The organism is Dyella sp. ASV21 (genome assembly GCF_016428975.1).
Lineage (GTDB): Bacteria > Pseudomonadota > Gammaproteobacteria > Xanthomonadales > Rhodanobacteraceae > Dyella.
In genome coordinates, this window is record NZ_JAELTT010000007.1 from 76982 (window position 1) to 99061 (window position 22080).

18 protein-coding genes are annotated in these 22080 nt (G+C 65.1%); 12 read left to right on the plus strand and 6 right to left on the minus strand.

Translation table 11 applies throughout. The features are described 5' to 3' along the window. Positions 1-19: 19 nt before the first annotated feature. Complete coding sequence (locus JHD67_RS04215; protein WP_343214302.1) at positions 20-2842, minus strand: glycoside hydrolase family 2 protein; 2823 nt, start codon at positions 2840-2842, stop codon at positions 20-22. Between the two features lie 311 nt (positions 2843-3153). Between JHD67_RS04215 and JHD67_RS04220 the strand changes: the two genes are divergently transcribed. The 5 genes from JHD67_RS04220 to JHD67_RS04240 all read left to right on the plus strand — a co-directional run bounded on the left by JHD67_RS04220 (position 3154) and on the right by JHD67_RS04240 (position 9489). Further along, the gene (locus JHD67_RS04220) at positions 3154-4206 is read left to right on the plus strand and encodes a LacI family DNA-binding transcriptional regulator (protein ID WP_199097631.1); all 1053 of its coding nucleotides are present in this window, start codon (positions 3154-3156) and stop codon (positions 4204-4206) included. A gap of 15 nt (positions 4207-4221) precedes the next feature. Further along, positions 4222-5922: a glucose/galactose MFS transporter gene (gene gluP, locus JHD67_RS04225; protein WP_199097632.1), complete on the plus strand. Its 1701-nt coding sequence runs from the start codon at positions 4222-4224 to the stop codon at positions 5920-5922. Between the two features lie 10 nt (positions 5923-5932). Then, entirely contained in the window at positions 5933-6910 is a 978-nt protein-coding gene (locus JHD67_RS04230) for a carbohydrate kinase (protein WP_199097634.1), read from the plus strand. Then, positions 6907-8124, plus strand: coding sequence for an AGE family epimerase/isomerase (locus JHD67_RS04235; RefSeq protein ID WP_199097636.1), 1218 nt, complete (start codon positions 6907-6909; stop codon positions 8122-8124). Before JHD67_RS04230 ends, JHD67_RS04235 begins: the two co-directional genes overlap by 4 nt. Before the next feature lie 408 nt (positions 8125-8532). After that, complete coding sequence (locus tag JHD67_RS04240) at positions 8533-9489, plus strand: transporter (protein ID WP_199097638.1); 957 nt, start codon at positions 8533-8535, stop codon at positions 9487-9489. A 61-nt stretch (positions 9490-9550) separates the two neighbouring features. Here the strand turns inward: JHD67_RS04240 and JHD67_RS04245 are convergent, their stop codons facing one another. Further along, complete coding sequence (locus tag JHD67_RS04245) at positions 9551-10180, minus strand: hypothetical protein (protein WP_199097640.1); 630 nt, start codon at positions 10178-10180, stop codon at positions 9551-9553. 307 nt (positions 10181-10487) lie between these two features. On the opposite strand from JHD67_RS04245, the gene JHD67_RS04250 reads away from it, so the two are divergent. Continuing rightward, positions 10488-11303, plus strand: coding sequence for an SDR family oxidoreductase (locus JHD67_RS04250; RefSeq protein ID WP_199097642.1), 816 nt, complete (start codon positions 10488-10490; stop codon positions 11301-11303). Positions 11304-11478: 175 nt separating this feature from the next. Beyond that, positions 11479-11892, plus strand: coding sequence for a DoxX family protein (locus JHD67_RS04255; protein ID WP_199097644.1), 414 nt, complete (start codon positions 11479-11481; stop codon positions 11890-11892). A 91-nt stretch (positions 11893-11983) separates the two neighbouring features. Here the strand turns inward: JHD67_RS04255 and JHD67_RS04260 are convergent, their stop codons facing one another. Then, positions 11984-12304 carry a hypothetical protein gene (locus JHD67_RS04260; protein ID WP_199097646.1) on the minus strand — a complete coding sequence of 107 codons (321 nt, stop codon included), beginning with the start codon at positions 12302-12304 and terminating at the stop codon, positions 11984-11986. Between the two features lie 388 nt (positions 12305-12692). On the opposite strand from JHD67_RS04260, the gene JHD67_RS04265 reads away from it, so the two are divergent. After that, complete coding sequence (locus tag JHD67_RS04265) at positions 12693-13487, plus strand: TorF family putative porin (RefSeq protein WP_199097648.1); 795 nt, start codon at positions 12693-12695, stop codon at positions 13485-13487. On the opposite strand, the gene JHD67_RS04270 is transcribed toward JHD67_RS04265, so the two are convergent. The 3 genes from JHD67_RS04270 to JHD67_RS04280 all read right to left on the minus strand — a co-directional run bounded on the left by JHD67_RS04270 (position 13434) and on the right by JHD67_RS04280 (position 16372). Beyond that, the gene (locus JHD67_RS04270; protein WP_199097650.1) at positions 13434-14210 is read right to left on the minus strand and encodes a response regulator; all 777 of its coding nucleotides are present in this window, start codon (positions 14208-14210) and stop codon (positions 13434-13436) included. The genes JHD67_RS04265 and JHD67_RS04270 overlap by 54 nt on opposite strands. Continuing rightward, positions 14210-15787, minus strand: coding sequence for a DUF4118 domain-containing protein (locus JHD67_RS04275; protein WP_199097651.1), 1578 nt, complete (start codon positions 15785-15787; stop codon positions 14210-14212). Before JHD67_RS04275 ends, JHD67_RS04270 begins: the two co-directional genes overlap by 1 nt. A 165-nt stretch (positions 15788-15952) precedes the next feature. Continuing rightward, the gene (locus JHD67_RS04280; RefSeq protein ID WP_199097653.1) at positions 15953-16372 is read right to left on the minus strand and encodes a hypothetical protein; all 420 of its coding nucleotides are present in this window, start codon (positions 16370-16372) and stop codon (positions 15953-15955) included. 235 nt (positions 16373-16607) lie between these two features. Between JHD67_RS04280 and JHD67_RS04285 the strand changes: the two genes are divergently transcribed. The 4 genes from JHD67_RS04285 (at position 16608) to JHD67_RS04300 (ending at position 22054) form a co-directional block, all read left to right on the plus strand. Then, positions 16608-17126: an RNA polymerase sigma factor gene (locus tag JHD67_RS04285; RefSeq protein ID WP_343214303.1), complete on the plus strand. Its 519-nt coding sequence runs from the start codon at positions 16608-16610 to the stop codon at positions 17124-17126. Further along, positions 17119-18186, plus strand: coding sequence for a FecR domain-containing protein (locus JHD67_RS04290; RefSeq protein ID WP_199097655.1), 1068 nt, complete (start codon positions 17119-17121; stop codon positions 18184-18186). Before JHD67_RS04285 ends, JHD67_RS04290 begins: the two co-directional genes overlap by 8 nt. A 113-nt stretch (positions 18187-18299) precedes the next feature. Beyond that, positions 18300-20774: a TonB-dependent receptor gene (locus JHD67_RS04295; protein WP_199097657.1), complete on the plus strand. Its 2475-nt coding sequence runs from the start codon at positions 18300-18302 to the stop codon at positions 20772-20774. Continuing rightward, positions 20774-22054 carry a histidine-type phosphatase gene (locus JHD67_RS04300; protein WP_199097659.1) on the plus strand — a complete coding sequence of 427 codons (1281 nt, stop codon included), beginning with the start codon at positions 20774-20776 and terminating at the stop codon, positions 22052-22054. Before JHD67_RS04295 ends, JHD67_RS04300 begins: the two co-directional genes overlap by 1 nt. Positions 22055-22080: the final 26 nt, after the last annotated feature.

Below are 22080 nucleotides of genomic sequence, written 5' to 3' on the forward strand. Positions count from 1 at the left end.
CCCTCGATCACGCTGGTGCTCATTTCGCGATTTCTCCATGCATCACGCCCGCAAGATCCTGGACCTGCAGCGCATGCAACAACTCATCCCGTGTCGCCTTGGTGCGTACCGTCACGGTGACGCTCTCGCCCGGAAGCAGATCGAACGCGTTCTCCGACAACTCGGTATCCACGTCGCCGAAGGACACCCATACATCGCGCGCCAATACGTCGCTGCTCAAAGTAAGCGCATAGCCATCCACCGATGGCTGCAATTGGGTATGGATAACCGGCGTTGGCAACGGCAGGCTCTTGGCGTGATCGAAGAACACCAACTGGCGCGACACCACCTGATCGCCTTCCACCAGCTCGAACACGGCCACGCTATGCATCGGGTCCGCGCCATGCAGCAGTTGCTGATCGGTGAAGCTGGCGACCTGGGTGCTGCTGAGCGGCGGCATGGTCACCACGCGCTGGTGATCCGACGACACCTTGCCGGCGAAATCCATCACCCGCACGCGCCAGTGCACGCCAGCCGAAGCCGGTCGATCCGAGACCAGCGACACGGTGGTGGCGCCATCCTGACGCAAGGCGGCGATCAGCAACGGCGCATAGAAGCGCCGGGCGTGGAACTGCAGCGCCTTCCAGCGACCGAAATAGTCGATGCTGGACCACGAGGCGCCCGGCCACACGTCGTTGATCTGCCAATACAGCGAGCCCATCGCCTGCGGGCGCGAGGCGCGCAGGTGCTCGGCCGCCAGGCCGATGCCATCGGCCTGCATCACCTGGCTCAGGTAGACAAAGCTGGGGAAATCGCGCGGCGTACCGTATTCGCGCTCGATATAAAGCAGCAGGCGCTTGTTGCCATTGCCGCCATCGTACTTCTGGTGCGCGCGCATCACCGGGGTTTCCACCGCCAGATCGTCAGGTGCGGCGAAGGCCCGCACGGTACGCATCACCGGGAACGATTGCAGGCCATATTCGGATTGGAATCGCGGCGTCACGTTGAGGTATTCGGTCACCGGCTTGGCGGCGCCGGACCATACGTCCCAATAGTGGTAGTCACCATCGGTGAGGACGTTGGCGGGGCCATCGTAGTCGGTGCTTGGCGTGCTCGCCCAGTAGGGCACTTCGGCGTCATAACGCGTCACGACATCACGCAACACATTGCCGAACAGGTTGACCATGCCGATCACGATGCGCTCACGGTCGTCCGCGCTGATCGATTGCTTGAACACCGCGCGATCCGCCCAGGATTCCCAGCCGGTTTGCACCTCGTTGTTGCCACACCACAGCACGATGCTGGGGTGATTGCGCAGCCGCGTGACCTGCTCGATCGCCTCCTGCCGTGCATTCTCCACAAAGGCGCTGTCGTTCGGTGGAATGGCGCCGCCGAACATGAAGTCCTGCCAGATCAGGATGCCGAAGCGATCGGCCAGCTCATAGAAGCGATCGGGCATGTAATAGCCGCCGCCCCACACACGCAACATGTTCATGTTGGCGTCGCGGGCGGAGGCCAGCACGTCGTGCATGCGCAGTTCGTCGTCGCGCGAGGGGAACATGTCGAACGGAATGACATTGGCGCCCTTGGCGAATACCGGGATGCCATTGATGACGAAGGCGAAGCTCTTACCCCAGCGATCGTTCTGGCGGCGCAGCTCCACGCTGCGCAAGCCCGTGGCGCGCTCAGCGACATACACGGTGCCGTCCGCATCGCGCAGGCGCAGCTTGAAGGTGTACATGTCCTGCGCGCCATAACCGACCGGGTACCACAGGCGCGGTTCGGCGAAACGCACGGGCAGGCTGATCTGCCGACTGCCTGGATCGACCGTGACCTCGCGCTCGATATGGCCGGCGACCTGGCCATCGGGCCCCACCACATCCATGCTCGCCTGCAGCGGCTGGCTGGTATCCACCTCCACATCGACCTTGGCATTGACGTGGGCGGACTCGGCGCTGACCTGGGTCTGCTCGATATGGAAGTCGGCGACACGCAGCGCATCCCAGCTGTCCAGATGCACGTCGCGCCAGATGCCTTCGGTAACGATGCGCGGCCCCCAATCCCAGCCGTACTGGTAGTTCGCCTTGCGCACGTAATTGGCGGTCTGCTTGCCCTTGGGCTCATCGCCAAAGGCGGAATCGAACTCTCCCGGCAACGCATACGGCTGCTTGAGCAACCACGGCTGCAAGCGCTTGATGGGCGAGTACAGGCGCACTTCCAGCGTGTTGCCGCCAGCGTGCAGCAGTGATTTCACCGGCACCGACCAGCGCCGGAACATATTGTCCGCCGCCAGCAACTTGCTGCCATTGAGATAGACATCCGCGTACGTATCGAGTCCGTCGAACACCAGTTCGACGTGCTCGCGTGACAAGGTCGCCGCGTCCACCGTGAAACTGGTGCGGTATTGCCAGTCGGCCAGGCCCACCCATTGGATCTGCGCTTCGTTGTCGCGATAGAACGGATCGTCCACCAACTGCGCCGCCAGCAGATCGGTCTGTACCGTGCCCGGTACCGAGGCGGCGCGCCAACGGGTGACCTTGGCACGCGTGGCCGCGGCGGCTTCGCCGGGCGCCAGCCGGAATTGCCAACCTTCATTGAGCAGCTGCGTGCTCAGCGGCGCGGCGGCGCCGATGGCGGGCCACAGACAGGCCAGCAGAAAACTCGCCCAACCGCCGAGCCGGCGCACGGCGCGCCCACTGCGATCAATCTTCTCCATGCTGCCTGCGTCGGCGCGGGTGCCCGGTGCGATCATCTGGATCCTTGAGTCTTCGGCCACAGGATCCGCGTCGATACGGCACGAGGCACGGCGGGCTGCCGCGCGGAGCACGGCCAGCGACACCAGCCACCCCGGCTGCAATGCCACGAATCCAACCACTATCGCTTACCACCAGCCGGCGAAATGGCCGCCCAAATACGTCCGTCGACATGCTCCGCCGAAGGCCGTACCGCACCGTCGCGAGCCCTGCTCGCGGCAAGTGCGAAAAGCTGCGCGCGAGCACTCATCCGACGTCGCGCGCCGGCTTTGAGCAATCGCAGCCAATCCCCGATTTAGATCGATCTAGGTCCTACGGTAGCATCGTGTCTCAAATCGATGCATGCCGCAGTGCAATATGGATTGCAGCGGTGGGATTTCGGTTACATTTGGATCGTTCCAATCAGCGGATTGTTGACGACATGGCCAAGGAAAGCTCCGCCCCTGTCCACCGCAAGACCACGCTCAGCGACATTGCCGCTGGCTGCGGCGTATCGCGCGCCACGGTGTCGCTGGTGTTGCGCGGCAGCCCGCTGGTGAACCAGCGCACGCGCGCCAAGGTGGAGGAGGAACTGCGCCGGCAGGGCTACGTCTACAACCGCGCGGCCGCCAACCTGCGTCGTCGCACCTCGTCTAGCATTGCGTTGGTGGTCAACGAACTGGCCAACCCGTTCTTTGCCGAATTCGCCGCCGGGGTGGACGAAGCGCTCGGCGAAGCCGGTTTCGTCACCCTGCTCGGCAGCACCGGCGAATCGGCGCAACGCCAACAGGCCGTGCTGGGTTCGCTGGTCGAACATGGCCCTGGCGGCATCATTTTGTCGCCGGCCGAAGGCAGCGAAGTGCGTGAAGTCCTGTCAGCCGTCGGCAGCCACACGCCGGTGGTGCTGTTCAATCGCGAACTCGGCGGCCGACTGCCGGCGTCCTCGCATTGGGATCGCCTGATGCTGGACAACGAGCGCGGCACGCGCATGGCAACCGAACACCTGATCGCGCATGGGCACCGGCGCATCGCGTTCTTTGGCGGCCACGACGATGCCAGCTCCAGCCGCGACCGCTACGCTGGCTACGCCAAAGCAATGCAGGCGGCAGGGCTGCCCATCGCGCCGCACTGGCGGGTGGAAAGCAAGCCCACGCGCACCGATGCGGTCGCCGCCGCGCACGCCCTGTTCCAAGGCGAGCCCAAACCCACTGCCGCCGTCTGCTACAACGACGCCGTGGCGCTCGGCCTGATGCTCGCCTTGCACCAGCGCGGCCTGCAACCGGGCCGCGACTTTGCCCTCACCGGCTTCGACGACATTGCCGAAGCCGCCCTGAGCATGCCGCCGCTGACCACGCTCTCCACCGCGCCGCGCGCGCGTGGCCGGCAGGCGGCGGAGCTGCTTCTTTCCCGCCTGCAAGATCCGCAGGCCAGCGCGCGCGCCATCGTGGCGCCCGTGGAACTGGTCGTGCGCGAAAGCAGCCGCACTCTTTCCTGACGAACGGAATCCACCATGGCCTTTGCTGCTCCACCCAACCCGTCGGCGGCGACGTCGTCGACCACCGGCAACACGCGCTACACCGATTTCCCGATGGCGATGGCGGTGCTCACCACCATCTTCTTCATGTGGGGCTTCCTCACCGTCCTCAACGACATCCTGATCCCCCATCTCAAGGCGGTATTCGAGCTCAACTACGCACGCGCCATGCTGGTGCAGTTCACCTTCTTCGGTGCGTATTTCCTGATGTCGCTGCCGGCCGGTCGCCTGGTGGCCGCGCTGGGCTACAAAAAGGGCATCATCGCGGGCCTGGCGATTGCCGCGCTGGGCGCGTTCGGCTTCTGGCCGGCAGCGCAGCTGCAATCCTATGCTGCCTTCCTCGGCGCACTGTTCGTGCTGGCCACCGGCATTACCGTGCTGCAGGTCGCGGCCAACCCGTACGTGGCGCTGCTGGGTCCTGAGCGCACCAGCTCCAGCCGCCTCACGCTCGCCCAGGCGATGAACTCGCTGGGTACCACGCTGGGTCCACTGTTTGGCGGCCTGGTGATTCTCGCCGCCGTTTCCGCGGGTGTGCCGGAAGCCGTGCGCAAGGCGCCGGAAACCGTGCAACTGGTGCAGACCATCAACAACGCCGCACCGGCCGACGTCGTCAACGCGATTCAGCAGGCACCGGCCGACCGCCTGGTCGCCGCGCTCAACGATGCCTCCGGCGCATCTCTCGACCGTCTGCCGGCCGCGCCGCTGACCGCGACGCTGGCGCATCTGCCGCCCGAGCAACTCGCCAACGTGCTCGACAAACTGTCGGGCGATGTGCTGCTCGATACCTTGTCCGCCCAGTCGCCCCAGCAATTGGCCGCCCTGCCCGCCAACCGCCTGACCGATGCGCTGGACAAGCTGATCGCTTCACGCCTGGACAGCGCCCAGGCCGCGCGCTTGAGCGCGCTGCGCGCCAGCCTGCTACCGGAGACCCAGCAGCAGCTGCAGGATTACCGCCAGAAGCAGGCGCAGATGGTACAGGTGCCGTATCTGGGCCTGGGCCTGGCCCTGCTGGCGCTCGCCGTCGGCGTAGGCCTGTTCAAGCTGCCCGCGCTTACCGAATCCACCGAACAGGCCGACGCCGGTCAGCACACCCTGCTCGATGCGTTGCGTCACCCGCACGTGCTGTTCGGCGTGCTGGCGATCTTCTTCTACGTTGGCGCCGAAGTCTCCATCGGCAGCTTCCTGGTGAACTACCTGTCGCTGCCCACCATCGGCCACATGAGCGAACAACAGGCATCGCATTACGTGTCCATGTACTGGGGCGGCGCGATGGTCGGTCGCCTGGCCGGCTCGTTCCTGCTGGTGCGCTTCAACCCGCGTCGCCTGCTGGCGACCTTCGCCGCCATCGCGGCGCTCCTGTTGCTCACCACCATCCTCACCAACGGTCCGGTGGCGATGGTCAGCGTGATCGCCATCGGCCTGTTCAACTCCATCATGTTCCCCACCATCTTCGCGCTGGGCATCGAGCGTATGGGCCCCCTCACCGGCAAGGCTTCCAGCCTGTTGATCATGGCCATCGTGGGCGGCGCCCTGCTGCCCTGGGCCCAGGGTTTCCTGGCCGACAGCATCGGCGTGCAGCATGCCTTCGTATTGCCGCTGCTGTGCTACGGCTACATCGTGTTCTATGGCCTGCGCGGTTCGCTGATCCGCACGGCCACGCCCGTCGCTTCCCGCTGAGTGCTGCCCGATGTCACGTACCATTCTTTGTTTCGGTGAAGCACTGATCGATTTCCACAGCGAAGGCGGTGACGCCTTCGGGTTTCCGCGCAGCTTCGTGCCCTATGCCGGCGGCGCGCCGGCCAACGTGGCAGTGGCCGTGGCGCGCCAAGGCGGCGCGGCGGCCTTCGCCGGCATGCTTGGCAAGGATCTGTTCGGCGACTTTCTGCTGGACAGCCTGCGCCGCGCGGGCGTCAATACCCACAGCGTCGCACGTACCGCCGAGGCCAACACCGCGCTGGCTTTCGTCTCGCTGGATGCACATGGCGAACGCAGTTTCAGCTTCTACCGCCCGCCATCGGCCGACCTGCTGTTCCGTCCGGAGCATTTCCACGCCGATACCTTCCGCGACCTTGCCGTGTTCCACGTCTGCTCCAACAGCATGACCGACGCCGCGCTGGCCGAAACCACACGCGAGGGCATGCGCCGCGCACGTGCGGCCGGCGCACTGGTGAGTTTCGACCTCAACCTGCGCCCGGCGCTGTGGCCGCACGACACCGACCCGCGCGCCGCTGTGTGGCCCGCGTTGCATCTGGCCGATGTGGTGAAGCTGAGCGCGGAAGAGTTCGCCTGGCTCGCTGTCGATGGCGAAGAAGCCGCGCTTGAGCAGCTTTGGCAAGGCCATGCGCGCCTGCTGGTGGTAACCGACGGCTCCCAATCGCTGCGTTGGTTCCATCCGGATGCCGATGGCGAACTGCCCGTGTATGCCGTGCCCGCCGTGGACACTACCGCTGCCGGCGATGCTTTCGTGGGCGGCCTGCTCTGCCAGCTGGGCAAGCTCAGCGGCGGCGCAGCCAGTCTCGACCACCTGGTCGCCGAACTGCCGCGCCTGCACGCCACGCTGCGCTTTGCCGCCGCCTGCGGCGCACTTACCGTGACCCGCCAGGGCTCGTTCACTGCGATGCCGGACGAGGCCGAGGTGTACAGCTTCATGGAGACTTACGCATGACCACGTCGACGCTGCCCGATTTCCGCAGCGAAACCTTTCTGCGCGAACACATCGCCCGGACCATGGCCTTCTACCATCCGCATGCGATCGACCCCGCGGGCGGCTTTTTCCACTACTACAAGGACGATGGCACGATCTACGACCGCAGCCACCGTCACCTGGTGAGCAGCACGCGCTTCGTCTTCAACTACGCGATGGCGGCACGCGAGTTCGGCAAGCCCGAATACCTCGACGCCGTCCATCACGGCCTGCGCTACCTGCGCGAGGTGCACCGAAACCCGGTCACCGGTGGCTACGCCTGGACCATTCGCGACGGCCAGCCCGAAGACCGCACCAATCACTGCTACGGCGTGGCCTTCGTGCTCCTTGCCTACGCCACCGCGCGCAAGGCCGGTGTCACCGAAGCCGATGCCTGGATGGACGAAACCTGGAACCTGCTGGAGCAACGCTTCTGGGACGCCGATGCCGGCCTGTACCGCGACGAAGCCGACGCCGAATGGCATTTCAGCGACTACCGCGGCCAGAACGCCAACATGCATATGTGCGAGGCGATGCTCGCGGCCTACCAGGCCAGCGACGAGCCGCGCTATCTGGAGCGCGCACTCACCCTCGCCGATCACATGACGCGCCGCCAGGCCGCCAAGGCCGATGGCCTGGTGTGGGAGCACTACGACGTGCACTGGAACGTGGACTGGAACTACCACCTGGACGACCCCAAGCATCTGTTTCGTCCATGGGGTTTCCAGCCCGGCCACCAGACCGAGTGGGCCAAGCTGCTGCTGATCATGGAACCGCTGCTGCTCGAACGTGGCCGCGAGGAAAACTGGCTGGTACCCACCGCCAAGCATCTGTTCGACGTAGCGCTCGCCCGCTCCTGGGACGAAACGCACGGCGGCATGTGCTACGGCTTCGCCCCGGACGGCACGGTGTGCGATGACGACAAGTACTTCTGGGTACAGGCCGAGTCGCTCGCCGCCGCGGCCCTGCTGCACGCACGCACGGGTCTGGCCGAATACGACGCATGGTATGTGAAGCTGTGGCAATACGCCTGGCAGCACTTTGTCGATCATCGCTACGGCGCGTGGTTTCGCATCCTCACCCGCGACAATCGCAAGTACGACGAGGACAAGAGCCCTGCCGGCAAGACCGACTATCACACCATGGGCGCCTGCTACGAAGTGATGGAACTGGTGCGCGAAGGCGGCGTGCCCTGAATCCACACGGCTGGCTGCCGTCATCGACGGTAGCCAGCACTGGCGCAGGTGACGCCGCTTGCGCTGTCTTGGCTGCTCAGCGCTTGCCACGCCCTTTCGCGCATCGGCACGCCATCGCCAGCCACCAGGGCATCGCCAGGGCGGCCCTACCGCCCCAAGTCAAGACATCCAGACGTCCCTATGGATCGTCATCGCCTCGATACACAACGCACACGCGCGCTTAAGAAGCCGGTGCACGCGCGGTTGACGCACAGCATGCTGCAATGCGCGAGGGAGTGAGTGCTTTGCCGTGGGGACGGCAGGCATTGCGCAACGGGGTAATGGGGGTATCGACAGGCGGCGCTTTCGTCGGCCACCGACCAGACGCACCGTGCGATGCCGAGGGTGGTTCCGCACTTTTCCGAGGGCATGGCGATGCGCCCGTGGTCGTTCGTGGCTGGGCTGGCGATGCTGATGGGCGCTCAACCGACGCTAGCGGCGGCGGAAGAGTCCGGACATGCGCTCGTCATCAACCCTGACCCTGGCGACACACCTGGCTTCGCTACGGGCCCGGCCTGGGCCTGGTACAGCGGCGCGATGTACAGCCGGGGTGCCCTGCTCCCCTCTCCCGCCCTGGGCGAACTCAGGCAACTGGCGCCGGACATCCCGGTGATGGCACCGTTATCGGCGACCGTGGGCGTGCACTTCTGGGGACTTTCGCGCGGCGGCTGGAGCTTTGCCTCACTGATCGTGCAGCCTTACCTGGTGCCGACCGCGCCCGTCATGCTCGGACCGGCCAGCGCCGATGCACAGGCAGCGGATGGCTGGGGCCGACCGGCGAGCGTGGCGTTTACTCCCCTGGTGGCGAGCTATCGCATCAATGCCACCGATCGCATCGCGTTCTCGCTTGGCGTTTCCGCTACCACCAACAGCTATCAGGGCGGTACACGCAGCAGCAATACGCTCAACGTGTGGTCGCTGGTGCCCAAGGTCGCCTATACCAAGGAGTTTGCCGGGGCAGACGTGGAGTCCTCCACGGTCCTGGCCGTGGGTACCTTCTCGCGCGACGCCGTAGCGACATATCAGAACGGAGCGATGGGGCGCATCGAAACACTGCTGATGAAGCGCGAACCGGGCGGCTGGAGTTTCGGGGGCGTGGCGGCGGCGATCGAGCAGAGCACCATTCCCACCGGCATCCTTCCTGGCCACATGCCCGGCTACAACAGCGTGGGCGGCCTGGCCATCGGCGCAGGACCGCAGCTGAATTGGAGCACGCACTGGCAAGGCAGTCGCGTCGAGCTGCAATACCGCTGGATTCATGAGTTCCGCGCACCCAACGGACGCACCGACCAACCCATGCTGCTATCGGCCACACTGCACCTGTAGCGGCGCGCCACGCTGACCATGGCGCCCCGGGAGAGCCTCGGCACTCCCGGGGGCAACCTCATCAGCCCTTGGGCTTGGCCTTCGGCGTTACCGTCACCGCCAAGGCTTCCACATAGGTAATACGTACCATGTCGCCTACTTTCAGCTTGCTCATGCGGGCCTGACGCGCGGGGTCCTTCACCTCGATCACGCGCTCCTTGCCGTCGGCGCCGGTAAGCGTGACCGTGTGATGCTTGAGGTCCACCGCGGTGAGCTTGCTGGTGACCGAAATGGAGCGACCGGTGGCCATGCCCGGCTTGCCCTGCAGCGCACCGGACGACGTACCCGATTCCACCTCGGTGCCCGCCGCCACGCTATCGGCGGGCAGCAACTCCAGCGCAATGGCCGACTGATAGTGCGCGGTGACCTGATCGCCCGGCTTGAGCTGGTCGATATGCACCTCCGGCCCGGCCTCCACCGTCACCTCCTTGCCCTTGGGGCCTTTGAGCGTGACAAAGCGGCTCTGCTGATCCACCGCCACCACGGTCGCAGTCAGCGTCTGCTGGTCGCGCGCCAGCTCGCTGGCGGTACTGGTCACGGTGGATGCGTGAGCCATCTCTTGCGGCTGCGCCATCGCCGCCATCGGCAGGGCCAGCGCCAGCGCCAGCGCTGCGCCACGCAGGGACGAAACGGAAAGTTGCGACTTGCTCATGCGGGATCTCCTTTTGAATGTCATGGGCCGGCTCGGTCAACGTCAGCACCGGCCGGTACAACGCATTGCCGGCAGCCGCGGGAAACGAAACACCTCGACGCTACGCGCGCCAGCACGTGTCGTGCGGGCTATCCCCAGGTATCAGAAGGACCTTGCGCGCAAAACCACGCTACCGCGCCAGGTACTTCTACCTACCCGCCAGTGAAGGCCGCGTCCCGCCTTCACTCGTTAGGGGCGTGACATCCACCTGCCGGCATGCCTAATGTGGCGAGCCGCGCTCGCCCGCACCCGCTACTGGAGGTTCGTTGTGTCATTCACCGAATCGATCGATACCGCGCTGGTTACCGGCGCCTCCGCCGGCATCGGCGCCACCTACGCCGACCGCCTGGCCCAGCGCGGCCATCCCCTGGTGCTGGTGGCACGCCACGCGGCCCGGCTAGAGGCGCTGGCGGAACGCCTCGTCCGCGACCATCGGGGGCGGGTGGAAATACTGACCGCCGACCTTACCGTGCCGGCCGAACGCCTGCGCGTAGAGCAACGCCTGCGCGAAGACACGCGCATCGGCATGCTGGTCAACAACGCCGGCATCGCCAGCGGCAGCGCCATCGCCAGCACGCCGGCCGACGTGCACGAGGCCATGATCCAGCTCAATGTGGTCGCCCCGACGCGGCTCGTCGCCGCCCTCCTTCCCCGTCTGCTGCACCAAGGCCGTGGCAGCATCATCAACATCGGCTCGGTGCTGGCACTCACGCCGGACACTTTCGGCGGCAGCTATGCGGCCAGCAAGAGCTATCTTTTGAGCTATACGCAGGCCTTGCACGCGGAGATCGCCGAACAGGGCGTGCGCGTGCAGGTGGTGTTGCCCGGCGTCACTCGCACGCATCTGCAAGGCGAAGCGGGCGAGCGGCTGGCGCGCATTCCCGCCGAATGGGTAATGGAAGTGGATGAAATGGTGGATGCGGCGCTGGCCGGCTTCGACGCAGGCGAACTGGTCACGCTGCCCTCGCTGCCGGACCCCGACGACTGGGAGCGCTTCGAAACCGCGCGTCATCGGTTGGCGCCGATGCTCTCTCGTGACCACGCCGCCGACCGTTACAAGAGCGACATCCCCGAGGATGCCTGAGCCTGCCTGGCACCGCAGGTCGCACCTGCATGCCGCAAGCCCCGCGAACATCGCCAGATATCTCTCCCGTGCTCCGCGTGGCGCGATATAGTGTTCGCGACCGCGTGGATTCGCCGACGCGGTCGGCGCGGGCGGCATGCCCGCACCCTTCACGTACATACATGGGAGAACGACCATGCGATATACGTTACTGGAGGGTAGCAAGGACGCTCTGACCCTTGTCGCACGCGTATTGCTGATGATCCTGTTCGTGGTGTTCGGCTGGAGCAAGCTGATCGGCTTCTCCGCTACCGCCGGCTACATGGCGTCCACCGGCGTGCCGATGCCCACGATTTCCGCGGCCATCGCGGTGATCATGGAGTTCTTTGTCGGCGTCGCCATCGTGCTGGGCTTCTACACGCGCCCACTCGCGCTATTGCTCGGCTTGTACACGCTGGCCGCGGCACTGATCGGCCATCCGTTCTGGAACATGGATGATCCCGAGCGCACCAGCGCCATGATCAATTTCTACAAAAACGTAAGCATCGCGGGGGGCCTGCTGCTGCTCTGTCTCCACGGCCCGGGCCGCTACTCACTCGACGGCAGGTAGCCATCACGCACTCAGGAAGCCCGCAGCCGCGGGCTTCCCGTGGCCATCGATGAGCTGGCTTCGTCCGACTTCCAGGCCACGGGCGGGCGCCTCAACGGCGCTCGGCCGAAGCCTTCTCAAACGCCCGAAACAACGAGGCCGTGCCCCACACCCCAATCGCGCACTGCGCGGTAAGAAACAGCGCGCCAGCCACGTAGAAGAACCAGCGCAGCGCCATATCGCTGGCGAGCACCAGCGTCATCAGGATCAACGCCGAATAGATCATGCCCAAGCCAGAGCTGGCGGCCAGCACCACCAGGCTGCGATGGTCCACCCGCCAGTAAGTGCGAAGCTGGAGGAGGAACATGGCAAGCGTGGTGAAAAACCCCAGCAGTACCGTATAGAAGATGAGCGCGTGCAAATGGCCAGCCATGGAATCCTCACCATCAAGATAATGTCACTTGCATGCCAACGCGCATCCCCTCGTCCGCGCTGACCGACGCCCTGCGATCGACGCGCTTGGCACCCCGTGCGGCACCACCAAACGCGAAGACGTGCGCAAAGACGACCATGAACTTGCGACGTCATGTTTGGCGAATGGCAATGCATCGATTCATCGATCCCCATGCCCCCGCATCCCTTCCCCATAAAGAAGCGCCCAACCGATGCACGCTCGGCTAGCGCCCGCAGCTCTTGATATGGCCTTGATAGCCGCACGCGAAACTCAGCGCCGTCTTTAGACAGCCGTTCCTAGCATGTGCCGCAGTTTCCATTCGGTACGCGTGAACGATCGCATACCGCAACGTGCGGATGAATCACCCATGAAAAAGTCTCTCTTTTGGATGCTGGCGGCGCTGCCGCTCGGCACGACCGCTTTTGCTCATGCCCAGGACGCCAACTCCGCGGTGCCGGTGGATGAGTTCGCCGCACCCCCCATGCCGGCGTCGACGCCGATCCCGGACTGGCAGCTGGCATTCAACGTAGGTGCGCAGAGCGACTACGTATTTCGAGGTATCAGCCAGACCAATGAGCGCCCCTCCGGCTTTGCCGGCGCCGACCTTACATACGGTAGCCAGTGGTACCTCGGTGCATGGACATCGAACGTGGATTTCTCGCCATCCGGCGATAGCAGCACAAGCCAGGAATACGACCTCTACGGTGGCTGGCGGCCCACCGTGGCAGGCATCAACCTGGATCTTGGCTATATCTACTACGGCTATCGCGACCAGCCGCGCACGCTGCGCGAGTCCTATGCGGAAACCTATTTGCGTGGTTCCCACGCCTTGGGCGCGTGGACGCTAGGCAGCGCGGCGTACTACTCACCCAACTTCCCAGGCAGCGCCAAGCACGCGTTGTATGGTGAGGCCAATCTCAGCTACGCCTTCGACCCGGCATGGACCGCATCGACCGCGTTTGGTCGCCAGTTCATCGCGCACTCGGTAACGCGCCCGGATGGAAGCACCGCGCGCTTCGCGTACAACACCTGGAACCTTGGCGTGACGTGGGCGATCAATAGCCACACCTCGCTCGATGTGCGCTATTGGGATACCGATACGCATGGCTCAGGCGACATCTACCACACTCGCGTGGTGGCAAGCCTCAAGGCCACGTTCTAGTACGCTCCGCACTGTCGCCTCGCCTGGATGGATGCCGGCGAGGCGATAGCCCACCTGCAACTCGGTAACCAGATGTTGCGGACGCGCAGGATCTCGTTCCAGCTTCTGGCGCAGGTTGTTCATATACACGCGCACATAGTGGGGCCGATCCGAATAGCCCGGCCCCCATACCGACAGCAGCAGCTGGCGATAGGTAATCACCTTGCCCTGACCGCGAATCAGCGCCGTGAGCAAACGAAACTCATTGGGTGTGAGGTGCACGGGTACACCGTCACGTGACACTTCGTAGGTAGCCAGATCTACCGCCACCGCACCGAAGCGTACTATCGACGGCGCGGCACCATCCGCGCTGACCAGGCTCGCCCGACGCAGATGGGCGCGTACACGCGCCACCAGCTCCGGCACACCAAACGGCTTGGTCAGATAGTCGTCCGCGCCCACTTCCAGCGCCGCCACTTTCTCCTGCTCGTGCTCGCGCGCCGACAGCACCAGCACGGGCGCGCTGGACCAGCCACGGAGATCCTGGATGAATCCCTTGCCATCGCCATCCGGCAAACCCAGATCCAACACGACCAGCTGCGGTTGCCGGCTCGCCGCGCCAATGCGCGCCTCCAGCGCGCTGGCCGCTTCGAACACGGCCATGCCTTCGCGCTCCAGCGCAAGCCGGATAAAGCGTCGGATATCGGCCTCGTCTTCCACCAGAAGAATGCGTGGGCGCGTCATCACTGCGGCTCCGGCTCTACCATGGGCGGACGGTGCAGCGGCACGTGGATGGCAAAGCGCACACCCGTCGGCTCGCGCGCCTGCGCATCCATTACCCCACCGTGGGCTTCCACGATGCTGCGACACAACGCCAGCCCCAGCCCCACGCCACTGATGGCCGACTCCTGCACACCCCGCGCAAAGGGAGCGAACAGCGACTCGGCATCCACGCCCGCCGGAAGGCCAGGACCGTCGTCCTCGACATACAGATGCAACGCACCCTCATGCACACGCGCGCCCACTTCCACGCAGGCATCGCACGGCGTGTATTTGGCCGCGTTGTCCAACAGATTCGCCAGCACGCGCTCGAACAGAGCGGCATCCAGCTGCACTAGCGGCAAGTCTGCATCCAGCGTGACGTGGATGCATCGCTCCCCCAGGGATGCCGCCGCGCTGGCCAGCGCCGACTCGACCACCTCACCGATCGCGTGCCATTCCGGGTAAAGACACACCCCATGCCCCTGTATCCGCGCCAGATCCAACAAGTTGATTACCTGTCGGTGCAAGGCATCTGCTTGATGGCGGATGGCACCGGCCACCGCGACGCGATCACCCACCGGTAGCGCGTCCGCCAGTTCCAGGGTTTCGGCCATGCCACGAATGGCGGTGAGCGGGGTTTTCAGATCGTGCGACACCGCAGCCAGCAAGGTATGCCGAAATCGCTCGCCTTCGACGCGAACCTGCGCCTCACGCGCCATATCCGCAAAATGGATGCGCACCAGTGCCTGGCCGATCAGGGCAGAACACGCTTCCAACAACCGCTGCTGCTCATGGCCAAGCGATGACGCCAGCGCGTCACCACGCCATACCAGCACACCACCCGCACCCATCGGTGAGATCAGCGGAACATAGCGATACCACGCACCCGACGACACGCTGGCGCATGGGGCTGAGCGCGCATGCTCACCTACCCAATGCGCTACCGCTTCATCGAAGCCCTCAACCATTGGCGTGCGCATGTCCGCATGGCGAGAGAACCACAGGTAACCCTGGGCATCGAACATCGGCGCCATAGCCTGTGCACAAACGGCCTGCACCTCTTCCACGCTCGATGCGGCCGACAATTGGCTTGCGATGCTTGCCAGCGCCGTCGCGCGCTGCTCGCCCGCTGCCGCCGATGCGGCCTCCTCGCGCAAGCGGGCCGCCAACTGCCCGGTAACCAGCCCCACCACCAGGGTCAGCGTGAAGGTAAACAGATACTGCGTATCCGATACATGGAACGAGAAGATCGGCGGCACAAAGAAGAAGTCGAAGCTGACCACGCCCAACAGCGCAGCCACGGCGCCGGCCATGCGACCCCAGCGCAATGACACCAGCACCACGGTAAACAGAAACAGGATGACGACGTTGGACAGGTCGAAGACACGGAGCAACAGGGCCGCCAGCAACGTCGCCGCACCACAGGCCAGCAATGCCGGCAGCAGCCCACGCCATGGCGTGCCGCCGACAACACCGCGCTCGAAGTCCCAGGCGCGGCCCAGCCATGAGGCCCGCGATGCTAGCCAGGGCATGAAGCGCATAGACTTGAGATGGGGCACGACAAAGCGATCCTGAGGCAAGCGCAAAGCTGCCGGCCGTGGATGCCCATCGTCTTGCAGCGTTTCATCCCGCCATTCTGGATGGGGCTCGCATAAAGATTCGATAGGCGCGCCTGCGCCCCAGCGTATAAATGTCGTAAACCGCCGGCACAGGCTCGCCCGGCGTCAGGCGGCCAGACTGCGTAGCGCGATACCCAGCGCGATGCGATAACCGGTGGCGAGGTCGCCATTGCTCACGATGGTGGCGATGGGGGCGCCGTGTTGCGGGTCGACTGGCTCAAAGGCGGTGGCGCAGTCGTCATGCACATCGATGTACGGCGAATCGAGCTGCGCCAGCGCATCCACGAGCCCCTCTTCCGGGTGCTCGCGTGCGGCTTCGGCCAGCTCGCCCGGGTCAATCAGCATGAACTCGGTATCCACCGCACGCGCCGAGCGAATCGACCCCACAAACTCCCTCAGCTGCGAGCAGCGATGGATCGCCAGCGTGCGGCCCGCCGCGCGTGCGCGTTGCGCCAATGCACTTACCCAATCCTCGCCCAGCGAACGCTGGCCGGCATGAGGTCCCTGCACAATCAGAATGGTCACGTTGCGTTACCGCCGTCGATCGGATGCGATGCGTCATGCTGCGCGCGCCACCGGTAAAGGCGCCACATCCAATCGGCCCCCACGCGTAAATTCTCCGCATGTTTTCCGGTGCAGCGCCGGCTTGCTCCCAGAGCTTAGAGTGCCGCGTGCCCATCGCGCATTTCACACAACGGTCATATACGCCCTCTAGGGTTCACCCTCCGCCGCCGCGCAGCCGGCCACCTTGCGACCGCCTGTGACTTTCAAGCCCACGACCGAACTGACGCACCTGTTCGAGGCGCAGCGCGACACGCTGGATCGCTACTTTCGTAAGCGTACCGCGCACGCGTGGGACGCGCAGGATCTGGTGCAGGAGCTATATCTGCGGCTGCTGCGTGCCGACCGCCACAACCCCGATGCCATCCGCAACCCGGAGGCTTATCTGTTCACCATTGCCGCCAACCTGATTCGGGAACACGCGGCGATGCGCCAGCGCACTCCGGTCGGCGGCGAAGAGCTGGAAGACGTGCTCGAAAAACTGGCCACTCCCTGCGAGGCGGCGGCACAGGTGGATCGCGCCGTGCGCCGCCAGCGCCTGGGCGAGTTGATTCAACGCCTGCCGTCCAAATGCCGTGCCGTGCTGGTGATGCACTACCGCGACGAGCTGGGCTATCGGGAAATTGGCGAGCGCCTGGCCATCTCGCCCAATATGGTCAAGAAGTACATCATGAAGGGCCTGGCCGCCTGCCGCACCGGGATGGCGCGCTATGACTGAACATCGATTGCAGCACGCCGCCGACCTTCGCCGCATGGCCGAACAGGCCGCCAGTTGGTACCTCGACCAGCGTGATGGACTCTCGCCCGACCAGCAGGCGGCGTTCATGGCGTGGCTGCGCGCATCGCCATTGCACGTATCCGAGTATCTGGCGATGGCGCAGATGCACGGCGATCTATCAGCGGCGGCGGCGCTCGACCCCCTGGATGCGTGCGAACTGACCGAACTGGCGAGCCAGCAAGGTCAGGTGGTGCCGCTAGGGGTAGCACCCGTGCCGCGCCCTGCCCAACGCCACACACCAAGACGCGTATGGCCGTGGCATGCCGCCATGGCCGCATGCCTGCTCGCGGTCGCCGCGCCCACACTGTTCATGCGCGAGCCCGAGCCGGCTGCGATCTATACCGGCGACGCGCAAGCCATTCGCGAAGTGAGGCTGGCCGATGGCACGCAGGTGACCCTGGACCGTGGGAGTCTGCTTGCGGTGCGCTACGACGCTAGCGAGCGCCGCATCCGCGTCGCGCGCGGCGCGGCGCTGTTCGACGTAGCGCACGAATCCCGGCCACTGCGTGTGAGCTTGGGCAACAACGTGCTGGAAGACGTGGGCACCGTGTTCGATGCACGCCTGGAGGAAACAGGCGGCAGCGTCACCGTGCTCAGCGGCCGCGTACGCGTCTGGCCGCACGACGCCGAGGCCGGCACCCGCGCACTGGCCGACCTGGGTGGCGGCGAGCGCGTGCACATGAGCCAGCAAGGGCAGGTGCGCACACTGGAGCGCCACGCAGACCTGGCCGCCGCCACCGCATGGCTGCCGGCGGATATCCACTTTCAGAATGCCACCGTGGCCGACGTGGCCCAGCGCTTTCACAGCTATGGCGCACCGCCGCTGCTGATCGAAGACACCGCGCTTGCCCAAACGCGCATTTCCGGGCGATTCCACGCGCGCGACGTGGATGCCTTCATCGCCTATCTTCGCTCGCTGCCCGGCGTCACCGTGCAGCACCAGAACGACGCCATCCGTATCGACCGCGCACCCGCCGCGTCGCGCACGCGGCGACTGTAAGAAAAAATTCATGCAAATAGCGGTACCCGACCGGTGCCGCCCGGACTCGTAAGTAGGCATGGGCAGCGCAAACAGTGCCTTGCCAGCGAACCGTTCACTTACAGGGTCCACTCATGCGTCGTCCTTTGCCGCTTCAGATCGCGCTGCTCCTCGGCAGCGCCCTTCCCTTTCACACCATGGCGCAAACGGCGCCCGTTGCCATCGCACCGATGCCGCTCACCCAGGCACTGGATCAGCTTGCCCAGCGCCAGGGCTTGCAGATCGTCTACGCCGCCGATGTGGCCGGCAGCGTACGCACACGAGGCACGCACGCCACCGATACGCGCCAGCAGTTGCGCGATCTGTTGCAGGGAACCGGGCTGGATTACCGCTTTGTCACCCCCACCACGGTCACCATCGTGCCGGCGACCGCGTCGGGAAACGACCAAGCCGCGGCAGCATCGCGCGGCATGGGCAGCATTGATACCGATAGCGGCACACGCGACCTGGCGCCGATCAGCGTGCACGCCAACCCGGTGGATACGCTGGCGCCAAGCGCTGCGCCGCTGGACGCGATACAGCCCACCTCGGTGATCGATGAACGCTTCATTCGCGACGGCCTGCGCTTCAACGCCAACTTCGACGACATCATCAAGTACGCGCCGAGTGTCACGGTGACTTCGCCGGAAGGCCCGGGTCTGGGCAAGAACGAAGGCATCAGCATCCGTGGCTTTCAGGATGGCCAGTTCAATATCACGTTCGACGGCATTCCGTTCGGCGACGCCAGCGACCTGCATCACACCACCTCGGCGTACTTCAACAACCACGTGCTTGGTCAGGCGGAGATCGACCGTGGCCCGGGAGGTGGCTCCACCATCGGCAATGCCACCTTCGGCGGCACCGTGGCACTGCGTTCGCGCGAGCCCAGCGAGGTGCCTGGCATCACGCCCTACCTCACCGTGGGCAGCTGGAACACGCGGGCCGGCGGCGTGAGCGCGGATGAGCGTTTCGGCAACACGCGCGTGTTCGCGGATATCTCCAAGGAACGCAGCGACACCTACCTGGAGGGCACCGACGATCGCCGCGAGCATGTATTCATCAAGACCATTACCGACCTGGGCGCCGCGACGCAGCTGACCTTTCTCACCAGCTACAACCAGGAACACCAGAACACCGTGCAGGGCGCCACGCTGTCCGAGATCGCCCAGTACGGCTGGCGCTATGGCCTGCGCGATGATCCCACCTTGCAGTCCTACAGCGGCTACAACAACGCCGCGTACTACTCCAGCTTCACCTACCTCGGCCTTACCTCACGCCTGGGCGCGTGGGATATCGACAACAAGGTCTACTACAACAGTTTCGACCACTGGTCGAACAAGACCAGCGACGCCACCGACAATAATCCGGCCGACAACGGCGTGACCTTCTACGATGCCAAGGGCAAGAAGGTCGGCAAGTCCGCCACGGATGTACCGGGCAAGCAGGCCGACGCAGGCTTCCATGCCTTCGGCGACGTGCTGCGACTGGCCCGCGAGCTGGGACCCGGCAGCTTCCAGACCGGCATCTGGCTGGAGCGCAATATAGATGCGCGCTATCAGCTACCGCTGGATATGACCACCGGCCGGCCCACCGGCACTAAGTACGGCAACCAGTACAACTACCTGCTCAACGACCGCACCGACACCGTGCAGCCGTATGTGCAATACGACTGGAGCATCACCGACCGTCTCACGCTGAGCCCGGGCCTGCGCTACTCGGAAGTTACCCGCTCGCTCAACGCCACGCTGAACAAGGTGACACCGCCGGCGCCGGCGCATACGGACGCGACCTATAGCGACACCTTGCCGTCCCTGAGTCTGCATGAGCGCATCACCGACGAATGGAGCGCTTACGCCCAGGCGGCCAAGGGCTTTCTCGCGCCGCCCATCGACGTGATCGAACTCAACGGCTCGCGCGGCCTGAACCCGGAAACCACCACGAACTACCAGATCGGCACCGCCTACGCGACGCGCCAGTTCACTTTTGGCGCCTCGCTCTATTACATCGACTTCAACAACTACATCACCGAAACCACCGTTCACACTTCCAACGGCAATGAGAGCGCGTACGTGAACGGCGGCGGCGCGATCTACAAGGGTGCGGAGATCGAGGGCACCTACGCCATCAGCCCGATGCTGAGCCTGTACGGCAACGCCAGCTACAACAAGGCTACCTATAAGGGCAGCGACGTGCGTGTGGCGGCCACGCCCAAGATGACCGCTGCGCTCGGCGTACTGGTCAGCAGCCCGCAGGGGTACTTCGGTTCGCTGATGGGCAAGTTCGTGGGTCGTCAGTACGGCCTGGACAACGACACCGACAACAGCGGCAACACGGTGTTCGTCAACAGCGCGCCGATCGGCGGCTATCTCGCGGTGGATGCAGCACTTGGCTTTCGTGCCGATCACGGCCCGTGGGGCGCCAAAGGCTGGTCCATCAGCATGGATGTGAACAACCTCTTCAACGCACATAAGATTGCCGGCTACGCGGGCACGCAGTCGGTGAGCGGCCAGAACCTCTACTTCGGCCTGCCGGGCCGCGGCGTGTTCCTCGACCTGTCGGTGAAGCTGTGATGGCGCGCGCCTCCATGCTGTTCTGCCGCGTTCTGCTCGGCGTCGCGGCGACGCTGGGCGGGCATGCTGCAGCGACCGCGACCACACCCGACGATGGCGAGCTGCGCGTGCGCATCGTGCTGATGCGCCACGGCGTGCGTTCGCCCACCAGCGCGCCGTCGGAGTTGTCGGTGTATTCGCGTGAACCCTGGCCGACGTGGCCGGTGGCGCCCGGCGTCCTTACCGAACACGGCAGTGAGGGATTGCGCGCGCTGGGCTTGCGCTATCGCCAGCTATTGATGGCCGATGCATTGTGGCAGGGCGATTGCGCCACGCTGGATCGCAACGTGCGGGTGATTGCCGATAGCACACCGCGCAATCGCGCCAGCGGCGAAGCCTTGGTTCGCGGCTTGGCCCCCGCGTGCAACGGCCGCTTTCAGGCGCTGCCTGCAGACACCAATAACCCGTTGTTCCATTTCGGCGCCAAGGACGAAGGCAAGGACGACAGCGGCAGCATGGCGCCCCCGCGTGACTGGCCGCCACCGGCCTTCGATGCATTGCAGCAGGTGCTGCTGGGCTGCCAGGACGAGGCCTGCCTCACGCAGGCCATGGCGCGGGGTCGCCGTCCCTTGCTCGATCCTGCCAAGGCGGGCGATCCCTCCGCGCGCGCCAAGGCGCTCAAGACCGCCGGCAGCCTCAGCGAAAACCTGATGCTGGGCTATGCGCAGGGCTTCGCACTCAGCCATGTCGCATGGGGGCGGGCCGATGGCGCGCTGATCGGACAACTCATCACCCTGCACAACCTGCAGTTCGCGCTGGCCAAGAAATCGATGCCCGCCGCCGCACAGATGGGCTCCAACCTGCTCTCGCACATGCTCGCCACGCTGCAACAAGCCGCGGGGGAAAAGCCTGTCGCGACACCGCTGGCGCCGGCATCCACACGCACCGTGTTCCTGCTGGGCCATGACACGAACCTCGCCAATATCGGTGGCCTGCTGGATGCCGATTGGCATGACGCGCGCCAACCGGACGATTACCCGCCCGGCGGTGCCCTGGTGTTGGACCTGCGCCGCACGCACGGCGTGGACATGGTGTCCTTGTCGAGCGCAATGCCCACGCTGGAAGCGCTTCGCCAGGCCAACTTCACCCGTGACGATGCGCTGGTGCGCCGCTCGATGCCGCTGCCACCCTGCCCCGGTGAGACGAGCTGCCCGCTGGAAAAAGTGGAACACTGGCTGTCAACGCGCATCGATGGCACATCGGTGGATGCCGACATACCCGAGATGCCCTGGGTTCAGTGACGCAAAAACGGCGGGGCATGCACCAC

Excerpts from the sequence above, each read along its gene's own strand:
- JHD67_RS04220 (WP_199097631.1), top strand. The coding sequence starts at position 3,154 with ATGGCCAAGGAAAGCTCCGCCCCTGTCCACCGCAAGACCACGCTCAGC.
- gluP (WP_199097632.1), top strand. The coding sequence starts at position 4,222 with ATGGCCTTTGCTGCTCCACCCAACCCGTCGGCGGCGACGTCGTCGACC.
- JHD67_RS04230 (WP_199097634.1), top strand. The coding sequence starts at position 5,933 with ATGTCACGTACCATTCTTTGTTTCGGTGAAGCACTGATCGATTTCCAC.
- JHD67_RS04235 (WP_199097636.1), top strand. The coding sequence starts at position 6,907 with ATGACCACGTCGACGCTGCCCGATTTCCGCAGCGAAACCTTTCTGCGC.
- JHD67_RS04240 (WP_199097638.1), top strand. The coding sequence starts at position 8,533 with ATGGCGATGCGCCCGTGGTCGTTCGTGGCTGGGCTGGCGATGCTGATG.
- JHD67_RS04245 (WP_199097640.1), bottom strand. The coding sequence starts at position 10,180 with ATGAGCAAGTCGCAACTTTCCGTTTCGTCCCTGCGTGGCGCAGCGCTG.
- JHD67_RS04255 (WP_199097644.1), top strand. The coding sequence starts at position 11,479 with ATGCGATATACGTTACTGGAGGGTAGCAAGGACGCTCTGACCCTTGTC.
- JHD67_RS04260 (WP_199097646.1), bottom strand. The coding sequence starts at position 12,304 with ATGGCTGGCCATTTGCACGCGCTCATCTTCTATACGGTACTGCTGGGG.
- JHD67_RS04265 (WP_199097648.1), top strand. The coding sequence starts at position 12,693 with ATGAAAAAGTCTCTCTTTTGGATGCTGGCGGCGCTGCCGCTCGGCACG.
- JHD67_RS04270 (WP_199097650.1), bottom strand. The coding sequence starts at position 14,210 with ATGACGCGCCCACGCATTCTTCTGGTGGAAGACGAGGCCGATATCCGA.
- JHD67_RS04290 (WP_199097655.1), top strand. The coding sequence starts at position 17,119 with ATGACTGAACATCGATTGCAGCACGCCGCCGACCTTCGCCGCATGGCC.
- JHD67_RS04295 (WP_199097657.1), top strand. The coding sequence starts at position 18,300 with ATGCGTCGTCCTTTGCCGCTTCAGATCGCGCTGCTCCTCGGCAGCGCC.
- JHD67_RS04300 (WP_199097659.1), top strand. The coding sequence starts at position 20,774 with ATGGCGCGCGCCTCCATGCTGTTCTGCCGCGTTCTGCTCGGCGTCGCG.